Here is a 23375-nt window from a genome sequence, read left to right on the forward strand (position 1 = left end):
ATCTCATGATAGCATGACACAGTTTTGAGAGAGGAGTCGCGCCATGACCATCGGCCTGGACAAGGAGAAGAAGCTGCATTTCGACCTCACCAATGTCGGAATGCGCGCCCAGGCGACCGCCGTAGGCTTGTTGCAGCTGTGCCGGGAACTGAGGAGCGCCGGCATATTGGACGATGCGGCGGTCGAGCGGATCAAGAACGCCATCGCATGCGACATAGAGGTGTCGGCGCCGCGATCGGTCGCCACGCCCGCCTATCGACACGACATCAAGGGACGGCTGGATCAGTTGTTCGCGGGCGAGGCGAAGATCGGCAGCGCCGATGCCCTTGCCTTCGGCGCGACGGCCGACACGGCCTGTCGCGATCCGGACTGAAAGGACAAAAGAAAAGGGGCCGACAAACGGCCCCTTCCTCGACTCATCCGGCTGCGTGGGTCACTGACCCGCTGGTGGCATCGCGCCGGGCTGCGGCATACCGCCCTGCTGCTGCATCATCTGCTGCTGCAACTGCATCAGTTCCGCCTTCGACTTGAAATCGTGCAGCGTCACGTCGAACACCAGCACCGAACCGCCGGGGATCGGGCCATTGTCGGCATCGCCATAGCCCAGCTGCGGCGGAATCCACAGGCGGTACTTGCCGCCCTTCTTCATCTTTTGCAGCCCTTCCGAGAAACCGGGCACGACGCCGTCGATCGGCATCGGCGCCTGCGGATTCTCGTCGAAGACCGTGCCGTCGAGCAGCGCGCCCTTGTAGCCGACCAGCGCGACGTCGGACGTGGTCGGGCTGGCGCCCGTGCCTTCCTCCAGCACTTTGTACTGGAGGCCCGATTCGGTCGTCACCACGCCATCTTCACCGGCATTCTGCGACAGGAAAGCCGCCGGCGACGCCGCGACACCCTGCTGCCCCGCCCATGCCAGGCCGCCCGCGGCCAGCGCGACGGCGGCAATGCCGACCCAGAGCCGCGTCAGCGACCCCTTGGCGATAGGACGAAGGGGAACAGCCGTCGTGGACATGGGCGTGCGCTCGCTAATTCAGGGCAGGAAAGTCGTCGGCAAACGGGGCCGCAGGATGCCGGCCCCGTCAGAACAGCGTCTTAACGGACGCCGTCGCGCTCGGCGCGCTTGCGCTCCATCTTGCGCGCGCGGCGGACTGCGGCGGCCTTTTCACGGGCGCGCTTTTCCGACGGCTTCTCGTAGTGACGACGCAGCTTCATTTCGCGATACACGCCTTCACGCTGCAGCTTCTTCTTGAGCGCGCGGAGGGCCTGGTCGACATTGTTGTCGCGAACGATGATCTGCATAAGTCCGTCAATCTCCAATCAAAAACGGGCGGTTCGCCGGGACATCCAGTCCTTCCCGACGGCCCGACCGAATAGCAAAGCCAGTGAGTCGTCGCAGGTCATCCTGCGCCATGTGGGCGGCGCCCTATCAGCAGAGTCGCGCAAATTCAACCCAAAAGGCCCGATCCTCGACTTTTGCGACGAGCGGGCGGATAGTGGCGCGATAAAAGACACAGGAGGATCGCCATGGCAACCACCGCGCCCAAGCCCAGCATGTCGCCCGAAGAATGGGAGGCGCGCCAGCAGCTCGCCGCCTGCTACCGCATCTTCGACCATATGGGCTGGTCGGAACTCATCTACAACCACATCACCCTGCGGGTGCCGGGGGAAGACAATGCCTTCCTCATCAATCCGTTCGGCCTTGGCTATCATGAGGTGACGGCGTCCAACCTGGTCAAGATCGACATTGACGGCCATGTGCTGGACGGCAGCGCCTATCCGGTCAACCGGGCGGGCTTCACCCAGCACAGCGTGTTCCACCGGCACCTGCCTGACGCCCATTGCATCATCCACACCCACACGACCGCCGGCATGGCGGTGAGCGCGTGCGCCGAAGGGCTGCGGCCGATCAGCTTCTATGCCGCCGCCTTCATCGGCCGCATCGCCTATCACGACTTTGAAGGCGTCACGATTCGGCCCGAGGAAGGCGAGCGGCTGATCGCGCATCTGGGGGACAGGCGGGTGATGATGCTGCGCAATCACGGAACCCTGGTGATGGCGTCGACCCTGCCCGAAGCCTTCCTGAAGCAGTGGATGCTGCAACGGGCGTGCGAGATCCAGGTGGCGGCGGGCGCGGCCGGGACGCCGATCGACATCCCGCCGGAGGTGATCGCGGTGCATCAGCGCGATCTGGCCGGGGTCCAGCTGCCGGTCGGGCCGGGCGTCCCGGATTTCCAGTCCATGGTGCGGGTGATCGACCGGATCGATTCGAGCTGGCAGCGGTAAAGGCCGACGCCCGGCCCTTTCGAGCGAAGGGTCAGGCTTGCCCGAATCCCCCGCCGCCCGGCGTTTCGATGACGAAGGCATCGCCCGCCTGCAGTTCCGCCGTCGCCGTGGAGCCGAGCGGCTCGACGCTGCCGTCGGCACGCTCCACCCAGTTGCGCCCCGGCGCCCCCGGCGCCCCGCCGTCAAGGCCGAAGGGCGGGACGATGCGGCGATTGGCGAGGATGCCGGCTGTCATCGGCTCCAGGAAGCGGATGCGGCGCACCCCGCCATGGCCGCCGCGATGCCGCCCCGCCCCACCGGAATCGGATCGGATCGAAAATTCCTCCAAGAGCACCGGGAATCGGGCTTCGAGGATTTCCGGGTCGGTGAGGCGGCTGTTGGTCATGTGGGTCTGGACCATGTCGACGCCGTCGAAATCGGGACCGGCGCCCGAGCCGCCCGCGATCGTCTCATAATATTGATGGCAGTCGTTGCCGAAGGTGAAATTGTTCATCGTCCCCTGCGCACCGGCCATGACGCCGAGCGCGCCGAACAGCGCGTCGGTCACGACCTGGCTGGTTTCGACATTGCCCGCGACCACGGCGGCGGGATGACGGGGCCGCAGCATCGATCCTTCGGGCACGATGATGGTGACGGGCTTCAGGCAGCCGTCATTCATCGGCACCGCCTCGTCAATGAGGGTCCGCACGACATAGAGGACGGCAGCGCGCACGACCGAGAGCGGGGCGTTGAAATTGCCCGGCAGCTGGGCGGAGGAGCCGGTGAAGTCGATCGTCGCCGCATGGGATTTCCGGTCGATCTCGACAGCGACATGGACAGTTGCGCCATTGTCCATCGGATAGGCGAAGCGGCCGTCGGACAACCGGCCGATCAGGCGGCGGACGGCCGCTTCGGCCTGGTCCTGGACATGGGCCATATAGGCCGCGACGGTATCCACGCCATAATCGTTGCTGATCCGTAATAATTCTGCCGCCCCCTTGGCGCAGGCGGCGATCTGGGCTGCAAGGTCGGCGATATTCTGGTCGATGTTGCGCGCGGGCCAGGGACCGGCGGCGAGCAGGTCGCGAATCGCGGCTTCGCGAAAATCGCCCCGGTCGACCACCAGCAGATTGTCGAGGATGACGCCCTCTTCCTCCACCGACCGGCTGTCCGGCGGCATCGATCCGGGGGTGATGCCGCCGATGTCGGCATGATGCCCCCGCGCGGCGACGTAGAAGGAGGGCGCGGCCCGCCCGTCGACGAACACCGGCATGACCACGGTGACGTCGGGCAGATGGGTGCCGCCGTCATAGGGGGCGTTGAGCGCATAGACATCGCCCGGCCGCATCCCCCGGCCGTCACGCGGCAGGCCGTCCGCATCAGGCCCGCGCCGGCGCAGGATGGCGCGAATGCTGTCCCCCATGCTGCCCAGATGCACCGGCATGTGCGGCGCATTGGCGACCAGATTGCCCTGCGCGTCGAACAGCGCGCAGGAAAAATCCAGGCGTTCGCGAATGTTGACCGACGAAGCGCTGTGCTGGAGCGCGGCGCCCATTTCCTCGGCGATGGCCATGAACAGGCCGCCCATCACCTCCAGCCTTACCGGATCGACCACGCCGGCTTCGGAGTCGGTTTCCGGCATCGTGCGCGGCCGATGGCGGGTGAGGATGAGGTTGCCGATCGCGTCGACCCGCGCGCGCCATCCCGGCTCGACGGCGGTGGTCGAGACCGGATCGATGATGAGCGCGGGACCGTCTATTTCGCTGTCGGCGGACAGGCCCGCCCGGTCGTAGACGGGCGCGGGGACGCCGGCATAGTCGATTGCCGCCAGCGGCGCCGCCGCTTCGTCGGCAAGCATGACAATGCCGTCCATCGCTTCCCGCGTCGCGGCGATCGCCTCGACCCGCGCCATGTCGACAAGGATGCGGCCCTGCCCGGCGAAGCCGAAGCGGGCGCGATGCTGGGCAAGGAAGTCGGCGCGCATGGCGTGCATGTCGGCGAGCGGCACATCGAACAGGCTGTCGGTGCGATCATAACGCAGCCGCAGCAGGGTTTCCGTCCGGTCGGCCTGCGGCAGGTCGGCGTGGGCTTCGGCGGCGAGCGCGTCGACGGCGGCCTGCAGGTCGGGCATCGCCGCCGGATCGAGCGGCAGGGCCAGCGTCCGCTCGCGCACCGAGCGGCGGTCGGCCAGCCCCATGCCATAGGCGGACAGGACACCGCCCAGCGGATGGATCATCACCCGGTCCATGCCCAGCGCGTCGGCGACCAGACAGGCATGTTGCCCACCCGCCCCGCCGAAGCTGGCGAGCGTGTAGCGGCCGACATCATGGCCGCGCGCGACCGAAATGCGCTTGATCGCATTGGCCATGTTGGCGACGGCGACGGCGATGAAGCCCTGCGCCGCTTCCTGCGGGGTCATGCGGCGGCCGGTTTCCGCCCGCACCTGCGCGCAGAGGGCGGCAAAGCGCTGCGCGACCACGTCGCGATCGAGCGACTGGTCGCCTGCGGGTCCGAACAGGCTGGGGAAGAAGTCGGGCTGGATCTTGCCCAGCATGACATTGCAGTCGGTGATGGTGAGCGGACCGTCGCGCCGGTAGCAGGCCGGTCCCGGCACCGCGCCCGCCGATTCTGGCCCGACGCGGAAACGGCCGTCGACGAAGGTGCAGATGGAACCGCCGCCCGCCGCGATGGTGTGGATGCGCATCATCGGCGCGCGCAGGCGCACGCCCGCCACCCGCGCTTCATTGTCCCGCTCATAGGCGCCGGCATAATGGGACACGTCGGTCGAGGTACCGCCCATGTCGAAACCGATGACGTCATGGAAACCCGCCTGCTCCGACGTGCGGGCCAGGCCGACGATGCCGCCGGCGGGGCCGGAGAGCACGGCATCCTTGCCCCGGAACAGCGCCCCATCCGTCAGGCCGCCGTTCGACTGCATGAACAGCATGTCGCTTTCATCGCCCAGCGCCGCCTTCAGCCCATCGACATAGGCGCGCAGCACGGGAGAAAGATAGGCGTCGGCGAGCGTCGTGTCGCCGCGCCCGATCAGCTTGATGAGCGGCGCGACGTCATGGCTGGCGCTGATCTGGGTGAAGCCGATCTCGGCCGCGATGTCCGCCAGCCGCCGTTCATGCGCGGGATGGCGATAGCCGTGCATCAGCAGGATCGCGACCGCGCGCAGCCCCCGGTCATGGGCGGATTGGAGCGCCGCGCGGGCGGTCGCCTCGTCCAGCGGGGTCCGGATCGCGCCATCGGCCATCAGCCGCTCGTCGATTTCGACCACATCGGCATGGAGCGGTTCGGGCAGCATGATGTGGCGGGCGAAAAGGTCGGGCCGTTCCTGCGTACCGATGCGCAGCGCGTCGCGAAAACCGCGCGTCACCGCGAGCAGCACCGGCTCGCCCTTGCGTTCCAGCAGGGCGTTGGTGGCGATGGTGGTGCCGATGCGCAGGGCGCAGGGCGGGACCGGGCCGTCGCCCGCGCCGGTCAGCCGGCGCACCGCTTCGACCGCCGCGTCGGCATAGCGTTCGGGATCGCTGGAAAGGAGCTTGGCGGTGTGCAGCCGCCCATCGGGGTCGCGCGCCACCACATCGGTGAAGGTGCCGCCGCGATCGATCCAGAAATGCCAGGTCATGGCCGACGTGATGGAGAGGCCGCCCGCGCTTTGCAAGATGCAGGGCAGTACAGCAAGCAGGCTCAAGGGGAATGCGGAACGGCAGCAGTCCTAATGCCGTTCCGCACCCCAACTCCCGCCACGGGAGGTGACCGATGAGGGGCGGGACCGGCCTGGCCTCGTCCCGCCCCCTATTCGCCAGGTGTCAGAATTTCGCGACGACGCCCGCCATCGGGCGGATCGAGCGGAAATTGCCGAGCGTGTCGGCCTGGACGCGCAGGCGGATATTGCTGCGTTCAGATGAACCGCCCATGTCCGCCGGCGACAATTCCACGCCGGCGCCATAAGTGGTGCCGTGGAAATCCGGGCTGTCCGGGCCGAGCGCGTCGAAATTGACCCATTTATAGCCAACCTTGCCGAAGATCAGGCTGTCCTTGCCCGCCTTCACGCCAGCGCGGCCCGCCACGCCATATTCCCAGTCGATGTCGCCGGACACGCCCTTGGACGCGGTGCCTTCGACACCCAGCACGATCGGGCCGGCGACATTATAGTTCACGCCGGCGACACCCTCCACCATGCGGCCCTTGTAGCCGACGGGCGGGATGCCTTCCTTGCCGGTCTCGCTGTCGAAATTATGCACGCCGCCCATGACGCCGACATAGGGCTCGATGCGACGGGTGGAGTCGGCGTCCTGCGCCAGGGCGGCGGCGGGAAGCAGCGACGCGGCAGCGACTGCCGTGAAAACCAGTGTCTTCATGGGTATGACCCTTTTTATCTGTGGGGATTCAAGCGGCGGTGTGGACCCGCCGGGCCGCATGTCCGGCGCTGCAAGCGTCCGGGCGACGGAGAGGAAATGAGCGGGCCTGCCCGAAGGTTTCCTCAACGGATCGGGAAAATCGGGCAAATGTCGATTATGTGACGGAAAGAACACGGTTTCTGTCGCCCCGATGAACGGAAGGCGACTTTTCTGAACGGGGAATAAACGCTTGCGCACCATCCCCTCGCCCATTCACAACCAATTCAAACTGAGGGCGTTATTCCCGTCATCAGAAAGACTGTTAAGGAGACAGGCGATGACTGGAACCGCAAAAAGGTTTCTCGCCGTCATGGGCCTTGCCGGTGCGCTGGCCCTTGGCGGCTGCGCCTATGACGACGGCTATGGCTATGGCGGAGTGAGCGTAGGCAGCGGCTATTATGGCGGCGGCTATTACGACCCCTATTACAGCCCCGGCTATTATCCGGGCGGCTATGGCTGGTATGATGGCTTCTATTATCCGGGCAACGGCTATTATGTCTATGACCGGGGAGGCCGGCGTCACCGCTGGAATGATGGTCAGCGCCGCTATTGGGAAGGCCGCCGCGCCGAACGGCGCGACGATCGCTGGCAGGGCCGGGACCGGGACGGACGGCGCGACTGGCGCGGCAACGACCGGCAGGCGGATCGCGACGGGCGGCCCGGAAACTGGACCCGTCCGCGCCCGGACGCGGACGGCAATGTCGGTCGCGGTCGCTGGCGCGGCAATGATGGCGCCAATGCCGTCCGTCCCGCACCGCAACCCCGGCCCCAGATGAGCCAGCCCCGGATGAGCGAACCGCGCGCGCAGCGCGAATGGGGCAACCGGCCCTCGCCCGGCCCCCGTGCCGATCGCCCGATGCGGTCGGGCGGCGGCCGTGATCCGGCAGCACGGGTGCGCCCGGACTGATGCGGGGATCGATCAGGGCCGCCGCATGGCTCCCGCTCCTGCTCGTCGCCGCGTGCGACGGGCGGGAGGAGAGCGCAATCGACAATCTGGCGAATGGCGCCAATGCCGCGCAGGTGGAAAATAATGTCCGCGCCGAAGCGATGGCGCTGATGGAACCGCTCAATCCGCCCGCCCCCGGCACGCCCGGCGGCCTGCCGGTCGATCCTGCGCCGGTCGCCGAAGGAACGATCGACCCGGACAGCGCGCAGGGCGCGGCGCAGGTGGTGCAGGGCTATTATGGCTTGCTGGAGGAAAAGCGTTTCGAGGATGCGCAGGATCTGTGGAATCCCGGCAGCGCGATCGGAGGGCAGGATGACGCCCATTTCGAGGCGCGCTTTCGCGGATTTGGCGAGATTCACGCCAATGTCGGCGCGCCGTCCGAAACCGAAGGCGCCGCAGGCTCCGTCCATGTGACGGTGCCGGTGCAGGTCTATGGCCGGATCGCCGCCAACGGCAAGCCGTTCCATATGCTGCGGCAGGTCACGCTGCGCCGGGTCAATGACGTCCCCGGATCGACCGAGGAACAGCGGCGCTGGCACATCGAATCGATCGGCGCCTATGTGGCGCCGCCCGCGACGGACGACATCGACAATGGCGCGGAAGCGGCCAGGACCATTTCCATGACGGACGGAATGGCGCGCACGCCCTGAACGCAGGAACGCCCGGCCTGTCAAAGGGCCGGGCGTCCTTTCAGCCTTTCAGGCGGGGCAGGTCAGGCGACGGTCGCCTTGACGATCTTGCCCGGAGTCTTGGGCGGTTCGCCCTTGGGCAGCGCGTCGACATGCTCCATGCCCGACGTGACTTCGCCCCAGACCGTATACTGGCCGTCGAGGAAGGTCGCGTCGTCGAAGCAGATGAAGAACTGGCTGTTCGCGCTGTTCGGGTTCATCGCGCGCGCCATCGAGCAGACGCCGCGCACATGCGGCTCGCGGCTGAATTCCGCCTTGATGTCGGGCAGCTTCGACCCGCCCATGCCAGTGCCGGTCGGGTCGCCGCCCTGCGCCATGAAGCCGGGGATGACGCGATGGAAGACCACGCCGTCATAAAAGCCTTCCTTGGCCAGGGTGGTGATGCGCTCGACATGGCCGGGCGCGAGGTCCGGGCGCAACTTGATGACGACGTCGCCGCCGCTGTCGAGGGAAAGGGTGAGTGTTTCGTCGGCCATGGAAAATCCTCTCTTGCCGGGGAAGGAACAGATGAGCCCATATAAAGGCTAATGAGGCCGATGGAAGCGCTGTCTCCCCATTGCATTTCGGTTGTGCATCGGCGAAAGCGACAGAATGTTACAGGAACCGGACAGTAGGGGGCGCCATGAGCGAGCGCGGCGATGTGGCCGAACCCCTTGTGGACGGCGCAGAATTTGACGAAGCGATCGTCGAGGCGGCGGAAGCCAGCCACGACGAGGACGACCGGCTGAAGCCCGCCTACCTCACCGCCGTGCTCGACGCGGTGGAGGAAGGCGACAGCGAAAAGGCGCGCGACCTGGTGTCGCCGCTTCACCCCGCCGACATTGCCGACCTGCTGGAACTGACCCCGTCGGAACAGCGGGCGAACGTCGCCGCCGCGCTGGGCGACCTGGTGGGCGCGGAGGTTCTTTCCGAACTGAACGACTATGTCCGCGACGACCTGATCGGGGCGCTGGCGCCGGAGCAGGTCGCCGAATTCGCGTCGGAACTGGACACCGACGACGCCGTCGCGATCATCGAGGACATGGAGGAGGCCGACCAGCAGGCCGTCCTCGAGGCGATGGAGCCGGAAGACCGCGCCGCGATCGAGAGCGCCCTGTCCTATCCCGAGGAATCGGCCGGCCGCCTGATGCAGCGCGACCTGGTCGCGGTGCCCGAGCATATGACGGTCGGCCAGGTGATCGACTATCTGCGCGACAATGGCGACCTGACGCGCGACTTCTGGGAAATCTTCGTCGTCGACGCGACGCACAAGCCGATCGGCACCTGCCAGCTCAGCTGGATTCTCACCTGTCCGCGCGGCATCGCCGTGGCCGACCTGATGAAGCGCGAGCAGACGCTGATCCCGGTCGACATGGACCAGGAGGAAGTCGCGCTGCGCTTCCAGAAATATGCGCTGATCTCCGCCGCCGTCGTCGACGCGTCGGGCCGGCTGGTCGGCATGATCACGGTGGACGACGTCGTCCACATCATTTCCGAGGAAGCGGGCGAGGATATTCTCCGTCTGTCGGGCGCGGGCGAGGGCGACATCAACGAGCCGGTGATGGACAGCTATCGCGCGCGCGTCCGCTGGCTGCTGACCAATTTGCTGACCGCGCTGGTCGCGTCGACCATCATCGGCATATTCGAAGGCACGATCCAGAAGATGGTGGCGCTCGCCACGCTGATGCCGATCGTCGCGGGCGTGGGCGGCAATGCCGGCAGCCAGACCATGGCGGTCACGGTGCGCGCGCTCGCCACCAACCAGATCACCGGCTCCAACGCCCGGCGCACCATATTGCGCGAGATTCGCGTGGCCTTGCTCAACGGGGCGACGGTGGCCGTGGTGCTGGGGATCGGCGTGGGGCTGGTGTTCCAGAACATGGCGCTGGGCGGCGTGATTGCCGCGGCGATGATCACCAATATCGTCACGGCCGGCCTTGCGGGGGCGGCCGTGCCGCTGGCATTCGACCGGATGAACCTTGACCCGGCGGTCGCTTCGTCCATCTTCGTCACCATGATAACCGATTCGATGGGTTTCTTTGCTTTCCTGGGCCTCGCCACGGCCGCGGGATTGACCGGCTGACGAGAGCGCCCATCTTAGGGCGTCCCATGCCCCTGCACCTCACCAAGATCGCCTTCCAGAGCGAAAGCCCCGCCTCCCTGCGCGCCTGGCTGGAAAGCCATGCCGGAGAGGCGCGCCTGACCACCCGCTATCTGCCCAAGCGGCTGGAGGAACTGGATGGCGGGTCGCTCTACTGGATTCATGGCCATGCGCTGGTCGGGCGCAGTCCGCTGATGGGTTTCCAGGAAACGGGCCAGGGGCGCTACTGGATCCGGCTGGCGCCGACACTGATCCCCGTGCGCGCCAGCCCCAAACGCGCGCATCAGGGCTGGCGCTATCTGGAGGACAAGGATGCGCCGCCGGACCTGAATGGCGGCGAAGCCGACGATCTGGATGCGATGCCGTCCAGGATGCTGGGGGAACTGACGCGGCTGGGGCTGGTCTGAGCCGCAGCGCGCGCGCACGACATCACGATCCCCGAAAGGAGGATCGGGTCCGGCAAATATCGAAAAAGGGAAGAAATGGTGCTGCCGGCGAGGATTGAACTCGCGACCTCAGCCTTACCAAGGATGCGCTCTACCACTGAGCTACGGCAGCACTCTATTTCTGCTCCGGAGCGCCTGCGCGCTTCGGAGGTCGCGCCTATGGCCGCCCGCGCTTCCCATGTCAAGGCGACTTGCGGCAGATGATGCATTTTGCTTATGCGCGTCGCCATGGCTGAAACGAACGACGAGAAAAAGGCGCGGCTGGCGCAGGCTTTGCGCGACAATCTGCGCCGGCGCAAGGCGCAGAGCCGGGCCGGCTCAGAGCCAGCCCGGCGCCACGACGATGGCGATGCCAAGGGCGACGATCACGCCGATTGACAGGCCTGCCCGCTTCAGAGCGGCGCGCAGGCAGCCTGGAGCCAGGCAAATGCATCGCCCTCCAGCTGCGACCCCACGAGGTCCAGCACGGCGGCATGATAGGCGTCGAGCCAGGCGCGCTCATCACCGCTCAGCAAGTCGGTGGCGATCAGCGCGCGGTCGATCGGGGCGAAGGTCAGCGTCTCGAAGCCCAGCATGTCCTTTTCCGCGCCGGGGATCGCGCGTTCCTCCACCAGCACCAGATTTTCGATGCGGATGCCATATTCGCCGGCCTTGTAATAACCTGGCTCGTTGGAGAGGATCATGCCTGCCACCAGCGGCTCGTCGCCGCCGCCGAAGGTGGCGATCCGCTGCGGCCCTTCATGCACCGACAGGAAGCTGCCGACGCCATGGCCGGTGCCATGGGCGTAATCCAGCCCCTCGGTCCAAAGATATTGACGGGCGAGGGCGTCGAGCTGGCCGCCGCGCGTCCCTTTCGGAAAGACGGCGCGGGCGAGCGCGATATGGCCCTTCAAGACCAGGGTGAAACGATGGCGCATTTCGTCGGTCGGCGTGCCGATGGCGACAGTGCGGGTGACGTCGGTGGTGCCGTCGCGATACTGGCCGCCCGAATCGACCAGATAGAGGGTGCCGGTCTCGATCGGGCGATTTGTCTTTTCCTCGACGCGATAATGGACGACCGCGCCATTTGGCCCCGCGCCGCTGATGGTATCGAAGGACAGGTCTTCGAGCAGGCCGGTGTCCTTGCGGAAGGTTTCCAGCCGATCGGAGGCGGAGAGTTCGGTGAGGTTGCCCTTGGGGGCTTCGACCGCGATCCAGTGGAGGAAGCGGCTGAGCGCGGCGCCATCGCGCGCCTGCGCCGCCTTGTGGCCGGCGATCTCGGTATCATTCTTGATCGCCTTGGGCAGGACGGCGGGGTCTCGCAGCGACAGCACGGTCGCGCCGCCTTCGTCCAGCCCGTTGAAGATGGCGGCGACGGCGCGTTCGGGGTCTGCAACCACGGTCTTGCCCGCGAAATCCGCCAGCGCGGTGGAGAAGGTCGCACCATCATGCACGCGCACCGCATTGCCCAGATGCTGGGCGACGGCTTCGTCCATCTTCTCCGGCGCGACATAGAGGTCGGCGGTCGCATCGGCATGAACGATGGCATAGGCGAGCGCGACGGGCGTGCGCTCCACATCCTTGCCGCGGATGTTGAAGGTCCAGGCGATCGAATCGAGCGCGGATAGAATCACGGCGTCGGCCTTCTTCTCCGTCAGCCAGTCGGCCATGGCGGCGCGCTTCTCGGCGGCCGACTGGCCGGCGAAGCGATCGTCATGCACGACCAGCTTGGCGTCGCTGCGCGCCGGACGGTCGGGCCAGATGGCGTCGACGGGGTTGGTGTCGACCGCGACCAGCTCCGCGCCCTTCTCGGCCAGGGCTTGCGTCGCCTGCTCCACCCAGGCGCGGGTGTGGAGCCAGGGATCATAGCCGATCCGCGCACCCTGCCCGGCATGATCCTTCAGCCAGGCGGCGATCGACGTCTGGGGCACGCTTTCATATTGCCAGTGGGCGCCGTCGACCTGCTCGCGCACCTGGAGCGTGTAGCGGCCGTCGACGAAGATCGCCGCTTCCTCCGGCAGCACCACGGCGCTGCCCGCAGACCCCTGAAATCCGGTCAGCCACGCGAGCCGCTGGGCATAGGCGCCGACATATTCGCTCATATGCTCGTCGGTCAGCGGCACCACGAAACCGTCCAGCCGCTGGCGCACCAGTTGCGCGCGCAAAGCCTTCAGGCGATCTTCATAACTGGACATCGAACTTCCCTTGGATCATTCCGGCCTCTTGCACCGGCCATAATGCCGACAACATAGAGGGACGGGCGCGCTTATTCCAGCGTCCGCCCCGTCTGACCCATGGATAGTTGATGACCGATCACATGCAGCCTGCCTCCCTGCCCCCCATCGCCGAATGCCGCCCGCACAGTTTCACGCGTCATGGCATCACCGTGGACGATCCCTGGGCCTGGCTGCGCGACCCCGGCTATCCCGATGTGCAGGACAAGGATGTGCTGGCCTATCTGGAGGCCGAAAACGCCTGGTTCGAAGGGGCCATGGCGCCGCACAAGCCGCTGCTCGACACGCTGTTCCAGGAAATGAAGGGCCGGATCAAGGAGGATGACCAGTCCGTCCCGCAGAAGGATGGCGACTATGTCTATTGGCGCGCCTTCGAGACGGGAGCGCAATATCGCAAATGGTATCGCAAGCCCGTGGCTGGCGGCGAGGATCAGCTGATCCTTGACGAACCGGCGCTGGCCGAGGGGCATGACTATTTCCGGCTGGGCGCGATGTCGGTCAGCCCGGACGGCCGCTACCTCGCCTACGCCATCGACACCAACGGGTCGGAACGGTTCGAGGCGCGGATCAAGGATCTCTTCTCCGGCGAGATATTGCCCGAAGTGATCCCCGATACGCTGTCGTCCTTGGTGTGGACGGCCGACAGCAAGGGGCTGCTCTACGGCCTTGCCAACGAGAATTGGCGGACCGACAATGCGCGGCTGCACTGGCTGGGCCAGAGCGTCGAGAGCGACGTCGAGCTGTTCCATGAGGATGACGAGGGGTTCCGAGTCTCGATCGGCCTAACTTCATCGGAAAAGTGGATCGTCATCGCGACCGGCGATCATGTCACCAGCGAAGCCTGGCTGGTGCCCGCCGACGATCCGACCGCGACGCCGCTGCTGGTGGCCGCGCGCAAGGCCGGACGCGAATATGATGTCGATGAGCATGAAGGCACGCTCTACATCCGCACCAACGACAGCCATCCCAATTTCCGGCTGGTGAAGGCGACGCTGGACGCGCCCGACCAGTGGGACGAGGTGATTGGCGCGGACGCGCATTTCTACCTGACCGATTTCACTTTGTTCAAGGGCTTCTACGTCACCGAAGGGCGGCAGGACGGCCTCGACCAGATCGAACTGCGCGATTACGCGACCCACACGCCCAAGCGCATCCCCTTCCCCGAAGCCAGCTATTCGGCGAGCCTGGACGACAATCCCGAATATGACGTGACCAAGCTGCGCATCGGCTATGAATCGATGGTCACGCCCGACACCATCTACGACTATCATCTGGCAACGGGTGAGTTGGAGGTGCTGAAGGTCCAGGAAATCCCGTCGGGCTATGATGCGAGCCGCTATGCCGCGGAGCGGCTTATGATCGCGGCGCGCGACGGCACGCAGATTCCGGTGTCGATCGTCTACCCGAAGGATTTCCCGCGCGACGGCAGCGCACCGCTGCACCTTTATGGCTATGGCGCCTATGGGCTGGCGATGGAGCCGGGCTTTTCGACCAGCCGCCTGTCGCTGCTGGATCGCGGCTTCGCCTTCGCCATCGCCCATATTCGCGGCGGCGATGACCTGGGCCAGCAATGGTATCTGGACGGCAAGCTGGACAAGCGCGTGAACACCTTCACCGATTTCGTCGATGTGGCGAAGGGGCTGATCGATCTTGGCTATTCGTCGAAAGGCAGGATCAGCATTTCGGGCGGATCGGCCGGGGGCGAACTGATGGGCGCGGTCATCAACAGCGATCCCGACCTGTGGGGCGCGGTGGTGGCGCATGTGCCGTTCGTCGACGTGCTCAACACCATGCTGGACGAGACTTTGCCGCTGACGCCCGGCGAATGGCCGGAATGGGGCAATCCGATCGAGGATGAGGCGGCGTTCCGCACGATCCAGTCCTACGATCCCTACACCCATGTCCGCGCGCAGGACTATCCGCCGCTGATGGTGACGGCGGGTCTCAACGACCCGCGCGTGACCTATTGGGAACCGGCCAAATGGGTGGCCAAGCTGCGTGCGACCAAGACCGATAAGAATATCCTGCTGCTCAAGACCAATATGGGCGCGGGCCATGGCGGCAAGTCGGGCCGGTTCGAAAGCCTGCACGAAACGGCGGAGGAATTCGCCTTCATCCTGTGGCAATTGGGCGTGGAGGGCTGATGGCGTCGAGTTTCACCAGGCAGATCACCGCCCTGCCCGAGCATATCGACGAGCTGGGCCATGTGAACAACGCGGTCTGGGTCCAGTGGATGGAGCAGGTGTCGGTCGAACATTGGCGGCAGGACGCCGATCCTGCCCATGTCGAAGCCTATATCTGGGTCGTGACCCGGCATGAGGTCGATTATCGCGGCAATGTGACGCAGGGCGAAACGGTGACGGCGCGCACCTGGATTCCGGAAGGACCGCGCGGCGCGCGCTTCGACCGGCTGATCGAGTTCACCGGGCCGGACGGCAAGGTGAAGGTCGCGGCCAAATCCACCTGGGCGATCATCGACAAGGCGTCGGGCCGCATCCTGCGCGTCCCGGCGGAGGTGGCGGCGAACTTCGTTTGAGAACCACCCCCGTTCGTTTCGAGCGAACGGGGGTAACGAGATATGGCTCAGGCCACCTGCACCTTGAGCAGCTTGTCGATCGTCAGCGGATAGTCGCGCAGCCTGATCCCGGTGGCGTTGTAGATCGCATTGGCCACTGCCGCGCCAGCGCCGCAGATGCCCAGTTCACCCACCCCCTTGGCCTTCATCGGCGAGCTTTTGTCGTCCAGCTCCTCGATGAACAGAACATCCTGTTCGGGAATGTCGGCATGGACCGGCACCAGATATTCGGCCATGTCGTGGTTCACGAAGAAGCCGAAGCGGGTGTCGACGTCCAGCGCCTCCATCAGCGCGGCGCCCGCGCCCATGGTCATGGCGCCGATCACCTGGCTGCGCGCCGATTTGGGGTTGAGGATGCGGCCGGCGGCGAAAGCGCCGCCCATCCGGCGGATGCGCACCTCGGCCGTGTCGACATCGACCCCGACCTCGCAGAAGTGCGCGCCGAACGTCGCCTGGGCATAGCGTTTGTCGAGGTCGCCATACTCCATGCTGTCTTCCGCCCAGACGCCATCGCGCCCTGCCAGCGCGGCGAGGGTCTGCGACTTGTTGCCGAGTTTGACGAGACCATCCTCGAACTGCGCCTGATCGGCGGCATAGCCCGCCTTTTCCGCCAGCTTCGCCCGCAGCGCCATGGCGGCGGCATAGACGCCCGCCGTGCTGCTGTTCGCGCCCCACTGACCACCCGAACCGGCCGATTCAGGAAAGCGGCTGTCACCGAGGCGCACCGTCACATGATCCAGCGGCACGCCCAGCATCTCCGCCGCGGTCTGGCCGATGATGGTGTAGCTGCCGGTGCCGATGTCGGTCATGTCGGTTTCGACGATCACCCGCCCCTGAGCGTCCACACCCATGCGCGCGCCCGATTTGGTGACGAGATTGTTGCGGAAGGCGGACGCGACGCCCATGCCGACCAGCCAGCGGCCGTCACGCACCTGCCCCGGCTTCGGGTTGCGCTTTGCCCAGCCGAAACGGTCGGCGCCTGCACGCAGGCATTCCACCAGCTTGCGGCTGGAGAAGGGCCGTTGCGGACCGGCTTCGGGATCATATTGCACATCGTTGCGGATGCGCAGCTCGACCGGGTCGACACCTGCCGCTTCGGCCAGTTCGTCCATCGCCACTTCCAGCGCCAGCAGGCCCACCGCCTCGCCCGGCGCGCGCATGGCGTTGCCTTCGGGCAGGTTGAGCGTGACGAGCCGGTGCGCGGTCATGCGGTGCGCGCCGCGATAGAGGAGCCGCGTCTGCTGCGCCGCCGTTTCCGCGCCGCCGCCGGGCAGGTCGCCCGACCAGACTTCATGCGCGATCGCGTCGATCACCCCGTCCCTGTCAGCGCCCAGCCGGATGCGCTGGATCGTGGCCGGGCGATGGGTGGTGTTGTTGGGAATCTGGTGCCGGGCGATGGCGACCTTGACCGGCCGGCCCACCTGCCTGGCGCCCAGCGCCGCCAACAGCGCGTCGGCGCGCAGGAACAGCTTGGCGCCAAAGCCGCCGCCGATATAGGGCGACACCAGCCGGACATTCGCCTTGGGAATGCCGAGCGTCCGGGCGACTTCGCTCACGCCCCAGGCGATCATCTGGTTGGAGGTCCAGAGGGTCAGCCTGTCTCCGTTCCAGGCGGCGGTGGTGGCGTGCGGCTCCATCATCGCATGGCTGTGGTCGGGCGTGGTGTAGGTCCGCTCGACCTTCACCGCCGCCTTCGCAAAGGCGCTGTCGAAATCGCCCGCTTTGGTGTCGGACGGGCCGCCAAAGCCTTCGGGCGGGATCACCCCGTTCACCCGCTCGGCCGCCAGGTCGAACTTGCCGCTTTCCGGCGCATAGTCGATGCGCACCAGCCTGGCGGCATCGCGGGCATTTTCCAGCGTGTCGGCGATCACCAGCGCGACCGCCTGCTCATAATGATCGACCTGCGGCCCGCCGAGCAGCGGCGCGGTGTTCATGCTGCCCTTGCCAAGCTTGCCGGCATTGGCGTGGGTGACGACGCCCAGAACGCCGGGGGCAGCCTCTGCCGCGCGCAGGTCCATCGCGGCGATCCGGCCCTTCGCGATGGCGGAGCCGACGATCCAGCCATAGGCGGCCTTGGGCGCGGCATCGTGACGCTCATAGGCATAGGGCGCCGTGCCCGTAACCTTGGCCGCGCCGTCGATCCGGTCATGGGGGATGCCGATCACGCGGCCCTTGTCGATCGGATTGATGCCCGCTGGCGCGTCGAACTTCATGCCCGTGCCTCCCGCTGGCGGTAGAGCGACGCGAGCGTCCGTTCGACCAGTGTCTTCTTGAAGTCGTTATGATGCGTCGTGCGGGCGCCGGCGAGCGCAGCTTCGGCCACCACCTTCGCGCCGCTCTTCGCGGCAGCATCCGCCTCCTCGACGCGCCACGGCTTCGCGCCGATGCCGCCAAATGCGAAGCGCGCGCTGCCATCCTTGCCGAACACCGCCGCCACCGACACCAGGGCGAAGGCATAGGAGGCGCGGTCGCGCACCTTGCGATAGACATGGGTGCCGCCGACCGGCTTGGGCAAAGTGACCGAGGTTATGATCTCACCCGGCTTGAGCACCGTTTCCTTCTCCGGCGTGTCGCCGGGCAAAAGGTGAAAGTCGGCGATCGGGATGGACCGCTTCGCGCCATTGGCGTCAATGGTGTCCACGTCGCTGTCCAGCAGTCGCAGCGCCACCGCCATGTCGCTGGGATGCTGGGCTATGCAGGCGTCACTGACGCCCAGGATGGCGAGGCTGCGGCTCATCCCCTGCATAGCGCCGCAGCCGCTGCCGGGCTTGCGCTTGTTGCAGGGCATCCGCGTGTCGTAGAAATAGGGGCAGCGAGTGCGTTGCAGCAGGTTGCCGCCGGTGGTCGCCTTGTTGCGCAGCTGGCCCGATGCGCCGGCGAGCAGCGCGCGGCTGAGGACCGCATAATCGCGCCGCACGCGCTTGTCGGCCGCCAGATCGGTATTGCGCACCAGCGCCCCGATGCGCAGCCCGCCATCGGGCGTCTCCTCGATCCTGTCGAGGCCCAGATGATTGACGTCGATCAGATGGGCCGGCGTCTCGATCTGCAATTTCATCAGGTCCAGCAGATTGGTGCCGCCGGCGATGAAGCGCGCGCCCTGGACCGATGCCGCTGCCTTGGCGGCCGCTTCGACGCTGGTTGCGCGTTCGTAGGTGAAGGGCCTCATGCAGCCTTCTCCCCGCGCCCGGATTGGCCGGAAACGTCGCGCATCGCGGAGATGATGTTCGGATAGGCGGCGCAGCGGCAGATATTGCCGCTCATCCGCTCGCGCAGTTCGATGTCGCTGATCGCCACCCGGTCCAGATCCTCCGTCACATGGCTGGGGATTCCCGCATCGATCTCGTCCAGCACCGCCACGGCCGAGCAGATCTGCCCCGGCGTGCAATAACCGCATTGATAGCCGTCATGGGTGACGAAGGCGCGTTGCATCGGGTGGAGCGCTTCGGGCGTGCCCAGCCCCTCGATCGTCGTCACCTTCTCGCCATCATGCATCACGGCCAGCGTCAGGCAGCTGTTGATGCGGCGTCCTTCGACCAGGACGGTGCAGGCGCCGCACTGGCCATGGTCGCAGCCCTTCTTCGTGCCGGTCAGATGCAGATGCTCGCGCAGGGCATCCAGCAGCGTCGTGCGCGGATCGAGTTGCAGATGCGCTTCGCGTCCGTTGACGGTAAGTTCGACGGGACTCATGCGGGTTCCTTTGCTGCTCCGGAGCGGCGCGTCGGCGGCCGCCGCGTTCGAGAGGACGGGCGCCGATGCGGCAAGGACGGCGCTGCCCCGCAACAGGCCGCGGCGCGTCAAATGATCGGACGTCATGGATGGTCCTCCCTGCTGATCTGCTGGTCATTACGAAGCGCGTCGGCAAATGATCCCTCTGCAGGCACAAACATTGCCTCCGGACGACAGATTAGCAGAAGCGCGGCTGACGCCCAACGCCCAAGATGACGGTGGAGCGCCGTGATTCGTCGTTGAAACCAGCGAGCAGCGCCGCCGCGCGATCTTTTCACAAGCGAAAAATGGCGGAAAACCGAGACTTTTTGCGGCCGCGAAAGAGAATTTCAATTTTGTGCAATTCCCCCCTTGCCGATCCCGGAAAGCGCTGCTAGTTCCCCGCCACCCGCCGAGAGGGACACACTCTCCGGCCGCCAGAGCGGGCGTAGCTCAGGGGTAGAGCACAACCTTGCCAAGGTTGGGGTCGAGGGTTCGAATCCCTTCGCCCGCTCCAGTTTTTCCAACATTTTCGTGACTCAGAGGCCTTCGGGCCGCCCTACCGGGTTACCGCATCGCGACGTGCCGCAAAAGCGCGCTACACGCTAACGTCTAACCATCGGCGGAGTGGGTCCTCCGCCGATGGCCGGTGCCGCAAGGGCTCGAGCTATTGAACCTTTACCCGTGGCGGAGAGGTTAGGATCTTGGCGATCAGGACGCGCCTGCCCGCGCTGCTTGAATATGAGCCTGCCGCACCGTGCGGGGCCACTCGCCAAAAATCGACGCCCGAGACAGGCACCCCGTAGGAATCATCACCCTGCAAATTCCGCAGCGGGTCCTCAAGGACGGTTTGGTATGACTCCGCCTCAAGCAGAGAATTGCCCTCGGATTTGATTAGCTCAATGATCGCCACAAGTGCGGTGTGTAATGCGCTACGGCGGCGGCCCTGGCGCACCAGCCTGGTTCGGCCCGGTCATAGAACTGGAGCACGCTTTTATAGACCTAAAATGGACCGGTTGCGCCTGACGGCAAGCGGCACGGAGCCCCACTCTAGCTTCGCCTGAAATTGGCCTTGAGAACCCTACCGCCTGTCTGCAATTCATCGAGATAGTTCGACCAGTGCAGCATCATCCTGATCCGCTCCTCCCAATGCGTACCGCGCGCGTAGCCGTCTCATACCGCCAGCGCACCTCAACCGTGCGGAGGACTTCCAGCAGTTCGGGTACGGTGAGGTCTGCGATGGGCCGGTTGCCAATAAGCGGATAGGCGAGGTCGAGCAGCCAGCGCATCTTCTGAAGCGTCTTGGTCGCACGCCCCTCGATCTCGAGGCGGGCAAGCCATTCATCGGCTATCGCCTTGAAGGTCTCTTCCGATTTGGCCTTCGCCTCGCGAACCTTGGCCTTCCGCACTTCAGCCGGGTCTTGCCCGTCTGCCAGCGCTCCTCGCGCCGCCGTTTTCTTCTCGCGAGCCTTGGCGAGACACTTCGGGGTAGCTGCCGAAGGAGAGCGTCTTCTGTTTTCCGAGGAAGCTGCAGTTCATCCGCCAGAGACGGCCGCCCATCTCCTTGACCAGAAGATACAAGCCCAAGCCATCGGTCAGCTTGCAGGACTTATCCTTTGATTTTGCTGCATTTGTTGCCGTGACGGTGAGGACCATCATGGTATCTCCGAAATGGCAAATTGCCGGATACCATGAAAATACCATGATCAGTGTGTGGCTGACAGTGCACCCCCGGGGACGTGCGGGGACGATGGGTTATTCAAAACCGACGTTTTCCGCCATTTTCTGGGTGGCTCTGGATGCTGCTGGATGAGGAAAAGAGAACAAATGGTGCCCGGGGACGGAGTCGAACCGCCGACACTGCGATTTTCAATCGCATGCTCTACCAACTGAGCTACCCGGGCACGGGTTCCTGGCGGAGGCGTCCGCCGGATGGAGGCGTGCCTATAGGCGTCAATCCGGCTCGCTGTCCAGCCCATAATTGCCATTTTTTTGCGCGGCTTCGTCGGCTGGCGGACCGGGTACGCGATAGCCTTCGCCGAGCCATTGCAGAAGGTCGCGGTCACGGCAGGCGGGGCCGCAAAAAGGGCGGGTTTCCGGGCACGAAGGCTGGCCGCAGACCGGACAGGACGCGGGCTTAGGCGACATGGCCGCCCGCCAGGGAAAGCGCCGCGTCGGCGCTCAGGATCACCGCGCCGCCCCGGCGGCGGGCGAGAAGCTCGACCCAGTCCTGCCGCTTGCGCAACAGGTCGATGATCGCCGGCGCGGCGGTGATCGTCGCGGCCCCGCCCTGGCCATGCCGTTCCGCGCGGCGCAGCAGCGCGAGCGCCGCCGTCAGCACCGGATCCTCGCGCAGCAATTCCATCAGGTTGGCGCGTTCGCGACGGCGGATGACCTGGAGGAAGCCGAAGCCGTTGACCGCGGTGCGCTCGAAGGGAAGCGGCAGATATTTGTCGATCTGCGCGGCGGCGATCATCCGCTCATCCTTGTTGTTCATCGTCGGCAGGTCGATGCCGATCGACCCGCTCAGCCCCATGCGGCGGATCGCCTGGGCGGCAAGCTTGGCGCCCTTGGGACCGAGCTGGGCGGGCGGCAGCGATCCATCCACGTCGATCAGCAACATGGCGGGAGTGAGGTAAAGCCGCAGCGCGGCGGCCTCCGTGCCGACCTCGCCCGTCATCGCCTCCTCCATCAACTCGCTCCAGCCATGCGCCTCTAACCGATCCTCTTCATGCGCGGGGCACGGAATCACGGGCACGCCGGTGGCGCGGATGCGCTGGAGCAGGCTGGGTCCGGCATGGGGCTTGACGCCGGGCGCTGGCACGCGGCCCTTGGCCCGCTTGGGACGGCCTTCCTCGGCAATCGCCTCGCGCAGGATTTCGACCAGCACATTGCCGCCCTCCGCCAGCCTGGGCGGGATCGGCTCCAGCAGCACCTCCTCGCCCGAAGTCAGGCGGACGATACCGCGCTTGCGGGGAATGATGGTGGCGGTCAGACGTCCCTGCACGACCGCGCCGGCACGGGCATCACCGCCGTCCCGCTCGATCAGCGCCTCGACCAGCTTGCCATGCTCGATCAGCGCCGCGCGGGCTTCGCCGATACCTTCTTCATAGAGCCATTCGGCCATAATGCTGTTCCTGTTGGTGGGGTTGCCGAGCAGGGAAATCTGCCCTTTCCCTTGCAATCCCTCTAGTCCAATGGGTAGCCCGCTGCCTTCAACAGCGCGCGGGTTTCGTAAAGCGGCAGGCCCATGATCGCGCTGTGGCTGCCCTGGATGGCGCGGATCAAGCCCGCGGCGTGGCCCTGGATCGCGTAGCCGCCGGCCTTGCCGCGCCATTCGCCCCCGGCGACATAGGCGTCGATCTCCGCCCGCTCCAGCCGCTTGAAGGTGACGATATTATCCGCCAGGCGATGCCGCGCCCGCCCATCCGCGTCGATCAGCGTGATCGCGCTGAATACCCGGTGGCGGCGGCCCGACAGCAGGGCGAGGCAGGCGCGCGCCTCGTCCTCGCTTTCCGCCTTGGGCAGGATGCGGCGCCCGGCGGCGACCACGGTGTCGCCCGACAGGATGAGCGCGCCCGGATGGCGCGCGGCGACGAGCGCCCCCTTGTCCGCCGCCACGCGCGCAGCATAGGCTGCGGGCGTTTCATGCTTCAGGGGGGCTTCGTCGATATCGGCAGGATCGACCGCGTCGGGGACGACGCCGATCTGGCCCAGAAGGTCAAGCCGCCTGGGGGACGCCGAAGCAAGGATGAGCCGCATCAATCCAGCGGCTTATTTGAAGCGGTAGGTGATCCGACCCTTGGTCAGGTCGTAGGGGGTGAGTTCGACGAGAACTTCGTCACCCACGAGCACGCGGATGCGATTCTTGCGCATCTTGCCGGCCGTATGGCCGAGAATTTCGTGATCATTTTCCAGCCGCACGCGGAACATGGCGTTGGGGAGAAGCTCCACAACCTGTCCGCGCATTTCAAGCAGTTCTTCTTTAGCCATATTATCCCGAATTCGAAAAATCGCGCCGCCATAGCGCCAAATCGCACAAAATGAAAG

The 23375-nt window shown here is 65.9% G+C and carries 24 protein-coding genes and 3 tRNA genes; 10 read left to right on the plus strand and 17 right to left on the minus strand.

Annotated features, from left to right (window positions below; all coding sequences use genetic code 11):
* The first annotated feature begins 43 nt into the window (after positions 1 to 43).
* On the plus strand, positions 44 to 373 hold the full coding sequence (locus K3M67_RS12870) for a hypothetical protein (protein ID WP_285831640.1): 330 nt from the start codon (positions 44 to 46) through the stop codon (positions 371 to 373).
* A 60-nt stretch (positions 374 to 433) separates the two neighbouring features.
* Here K3M67_RS12870 and K3M67_RS12875 read toward each other — a convergent pair whose 3' ends face one another.
* On the minus strand, positions 434 to 1012 hold the full coding sequence (locus K3M67_RS12875) for an FKBP-type peptidyl-prolyl cis-trans isomerase (protein ID WP_066859750.1): 579 nt from the start codon (positions 1010 to 1012) through the stop codon (positions 434 to 436).
* A gap of 80 nt (positions 1013 to 1092) precedes the next feature.
* Positions 1093 to 1299: a 30S ribosomal protein S21 gene (gene rpsU / locus K3M67_RS12880; protein ID WP_021226581.1), complete on the minus strand. Its 207-nt coding sequence runs from the start codon at positions 1297 to 1299 to the stop codon at positions 1093 to 1095.
* Between the two features lie 225 nt (positions 1300 to 1524).
* On the opposite strand from rpsU, the gene K3M67_RS12885 reads away from it, so the two are divergent.
* Complete coding sequence (locus K3M67_RS12885) at positions 1525 to 2283, plus strand: class II aldolase/adducin family protein (RefSeq protein ID WP_285831641.1); 759 nt, start codon at positions 1525 to 1527, stop codon at positions 2281 to 2283.
* Between the two features lie 31 nt (positions 2284 to 2314).
* Here the strand turns inward: K3M67_RS12885 and K3M67_RS12890 are convergent, their stop codons facing one another.
* Positions 2315 to 5896 (minus strand): hydantoinase B/oxoprolinase family protein, encoded by a 3582-nt coding sequence (locus K3M67_RS12890; RefSeq protein WP_285832942.1) that lies wholly within the window; start codon positions 5894 to 5896, stop codon positions 2315 to 2317.
* 184 nt (positions 5897 to 6080) lie between these two features.
* Positions 6081 to 6632 carry an outer membrane protein gene (locus K3M67_RS12895; protein WP_066859757.1) on the minus strand — a complete coding sequence of 184 codons (552 nt, stop codon included), beginning with the start codon at positions 6630 to 6632 and terminating at the stop codon, positions 6081 to 6083.
* Between the two features lie 316 nt (positions 6633 to 6948).
* Between K3M67_RS12895 and K3M67_RS12900 the strand changes: the two genes are divergently transcribed.
* A complete protein-coding gene (locus tag K3M67_RS12900; protein WP_066859760.1) occupies positions 6949 to 7578 on the plus strand; it encodes a peptidase in 630 nt (209 codons plus the stop codon).
* Entirely contained in the window at positions 7578 to 8267 is a 690-nt protein-coding gene (locus tag K3M67_RS12905; RefSeq protein ID WP_285831642.1) for a hypothetical protein, read from the plus strand. The genes K3M67_RS12900 and K3M67_RS12905 overlap by 1 nt, the downstream gene beginning before the upstream one ends.
* A 62-nt stretch (positions 8268 to 8329) precedes the next feature.
* Here K3M67_RS12905 and K3M67_RS12910 read toward each other — a convergent pair whose 3' ends face one another.
* Positions 8330 to 8782 (minus strand): peptidylprolyl isomerase, encoded by a 453-nt coding sequence (locus K3M67_RS12910; protein WP_066859766.1) that lies wholly within the window; start codon positions 8780 to 8782, stop codon positions 8330 to 8332.
* Between the two features lie 146 nt (positions 8783 to 8928).
* Between K3M67_RS12910 and mgtE the strand changes: the two genes are divergently transcribed.
* Positions 8929 to 10368 (plus strand): magnesium transporter, encoded by a 1440-nt coding sequence (gene mgtE, locus K3M67_RS12915; protein WP_285831643.1) that lies wholly within the window; start codon positions 8929 to 8931, stop codon positions 10366 to 10368.
* A gap of 26 nt (positions 10369 to 10394) precedes the next feature.
* Positions 10395 to 10793: a DUF1489 family protein gene (locus K3M67_RS12920; protein ID WP_285831644.1), complete on the plus strand. Its 399-nt coding sequence runs from the start codon at positions 10395 to 10397 to the stop codon at positions 10791 to 10793.
* 76 nt (positions 10794 to 10869) lie between these two features.
* Here K3M67_RS12920 and K3M67_RS12925 read toward each other — a convergent pair.
* Positions 10870 to 10944 (minus strand) — tRNA-Thr (locus tag K3M67_RS12925).
* Positions 10945 to 11060: 116 nt separating this feature from the next.
* On the opposite strand from K3M67_RS12925, the gene K3M67_RS12930 reads away from it, so the two are divergent.
* Positions 11061 to 11210, plus strand: a complete 150-nt coding sequence (locus tag K3M67_RS12930; RefSeq protein ID WP_285832968.1) for a hypothetical protein — start codon at positions 11061 to 11063, stop codon at positions 11208 to 11210.
* 14 nt (positions 11211 to 11224) lie between these two features.
* Here the strand turns inward: K3M67_RS12930 and K3M67_RS12935 are convergent, their stop codons facing one another.
* On the minus strand, positions 11225 to 13006 hold the full coding sequence (locus tag K3M67_RS12935; protein ID WP_285831645.1) for an aminopeptidase P family protein: 1782 nt from the start codon (positions 13004 to 13006) through the stop codon (positions 11225 to 11227).
* Between the two features lie 110 nt (positions 13007 to 13116).
* On the opposite strand from K3M67_RS12935, the gene K3M67_RS12940 reads away from it, so the two are divergent.
* Positions 13117 to 15189, plus strand: a complete 2073-nt coding sequence (locus K3M67_RS12940) for a S9 family peptidase (protein WP_285831646.1) — start codon at positions 13117 to 13119, stop codon at positions 15187 to 15189.
* The gene (locus tag K3M67_RS12945) at positions 15189 to 15581 is read left to right on the plus strand and encodes an acyl-CoA thioesterase (protein WP_285831647.1); all 393 of its coding nucleotides are present in this window, start codon (positions 15189 to 15191) and stop codon (positions 15579 to 15581) included. Before K3M67_RS12940 ends, K3M67_RS12945 begins: the two co-directional genes overlap by 1 nt.
* A 47-nt stretch (positions 15582 to 15628) precedes the next feature.
* Here K3M67_RS12945 and paoC read toward each other — a convergent pair whose 3' ends face one another.
* The 3 genes from paoC to paoA are packed head-to-tail and all read right to left on the minus strand — an operon-like array spanning position 15629 to position 19433.
* On the minus strand, positions 15629 to 17833 hold the full coding sequence (gene paoC / locus K3M67_RS12950; RefSeq protein ID WP_285831648.1) for an aldehyde oxidoreductase molybdenum-binding subunit PaoC: 2205 nt from the start codon (positions 17831 to 17833) through the stop codon (positions 15629 to 15631).
* Positions 17830 to 18786 (minus strand): FAD binding domain-containing protein, encoded by a 957-nt coding sequence (locus K3M67_RS12955; RefSeq protein WP_066859789.1) that lies wholly within the window; start codon positions 18784 to 18786, stop codon positions 17830 to 17832. The genes paoC and K3M67_RS12955 overlap by 4 nt, the downstream gene beginning before the upstream one ends.
* Complete coding sequence (gene paoA, locus K3M67_RS12960; RefSeq protein WP_285831649.1) at positions 18783 to 19433, minus strand: aldehyde dehydrogenase iron-sulfur subunit PaoA; 651 nt, start codon at positions 19431 to 19433, stop codon at positions 18783 to 18785. The genes K3M67_RS12955 and paoA overlap by 4 nt, the downstream gene beginning before the upstream one ends.
* Positions 19434 to 19767: 334 nt before the next feature.
* Between paoA and K3M67_RS12965 the strand changes: the two genes are divergently transcribed.
* Positions 19768 to 19842, plus strand: a tRNA-Gly gene (locus K3M67_RS12965).
* Positions 19843 to 20452: 610 nt separating this feature from the next.
* On the opposite strand, the gene K3M67_RS12970 is transcribed toward K3M67_RS12965, so the two are convergent.
* The 7 genes from K3M67_RS12970 to infA form a co-directional block, all read right to left on the minus strand.
* Positions 20453 to 20734, minus strand: coding sequence for a phage integrase central domain-containing protein (locus K3M67_RS12970; RefSeq protein ID WP_285831650.1), 282 nt, complete (start codon positions 20732 to 20734; stop codon positions 20453 to 20455).
* A 1-nt stretch (position 20735) separates the two neighbouring features.
* Entirely contained in the window at positions 20736 to 20984 is a 249-nt protein-coding gene (locus K3M67_RS12975; protein ID WP_285831651.1) for an Arm DNA-binding domain-containing protein, read from the minus strand.
* 169 nt (positions 20985 to 21153) lie between these two features.
* A tRNA-Phe gene (locus K3M67_RS12980) sits at positions 21154 to 21229 on the minus strand.
* 49 nt (positions 21230 to 21278) lie between these two features.
* The gene (locus K3M67_RS12985) at positions 21279 to 21473 is read right to left on the minus strand and encodes a DNA gyrase inhibitor YacG (protein WP_285831652.1); all 195 of its coding nucleotides are present in this window, start codon (positions 21471 to 21473) and stop codon (positions 21279 to 21281) included.
* Positions 21463 to 22452: a ribonuclease gene (locus K3M67_RS12990; RefSeq protein WP_285831653.1), complete on the minus strand. Its 990-nt coding sequence runs from the start codon at positions 22450 to 22452 to the stop codon at positions 21463 to 21465. The genes K3M67_RS12985 and K3M67_RS12990 overlap by 11 nt, the downstream gene beginning before the upstream one ends.
* A 62-nt stretch (positions 22453 to 22514) precedes the next feature.
* Positions 22515 to 23087: a Maf family protein gene (locus K3M67_RS12995; protein ID WP_285831654.1), complete on the minus strand. Its 573-nt coding sequence runs from the start codon at positions 23085 to 23087 to the stop codon at positions 22515 to 22517.
* Between the two features lie 12 nt (positions 23088 to 23099).
* Positions 23100 to 23318: a translation initiation factor IF-1 gene (gene infA, locus K3M67_RS13000; protein ID WP_003049127.1), complete on the minus strand. Its 219-nt coding sequence runs from the start codon at positions 23316 to 23318 to the stop codon at positions 23100 to 23102.
* Positions 23319 to 23375: the final 57 nt, after the last annotated feature.

Origin of the sequence: Sphingobium sp. V4, from assembly GCF_029590555.1 — a bacterium.
Lineage (GTDB): Bacteria > Pseudomonadota > Alphaproteobacteria > Sphingomonadales > Sphingomonadaceae > Sphingobium.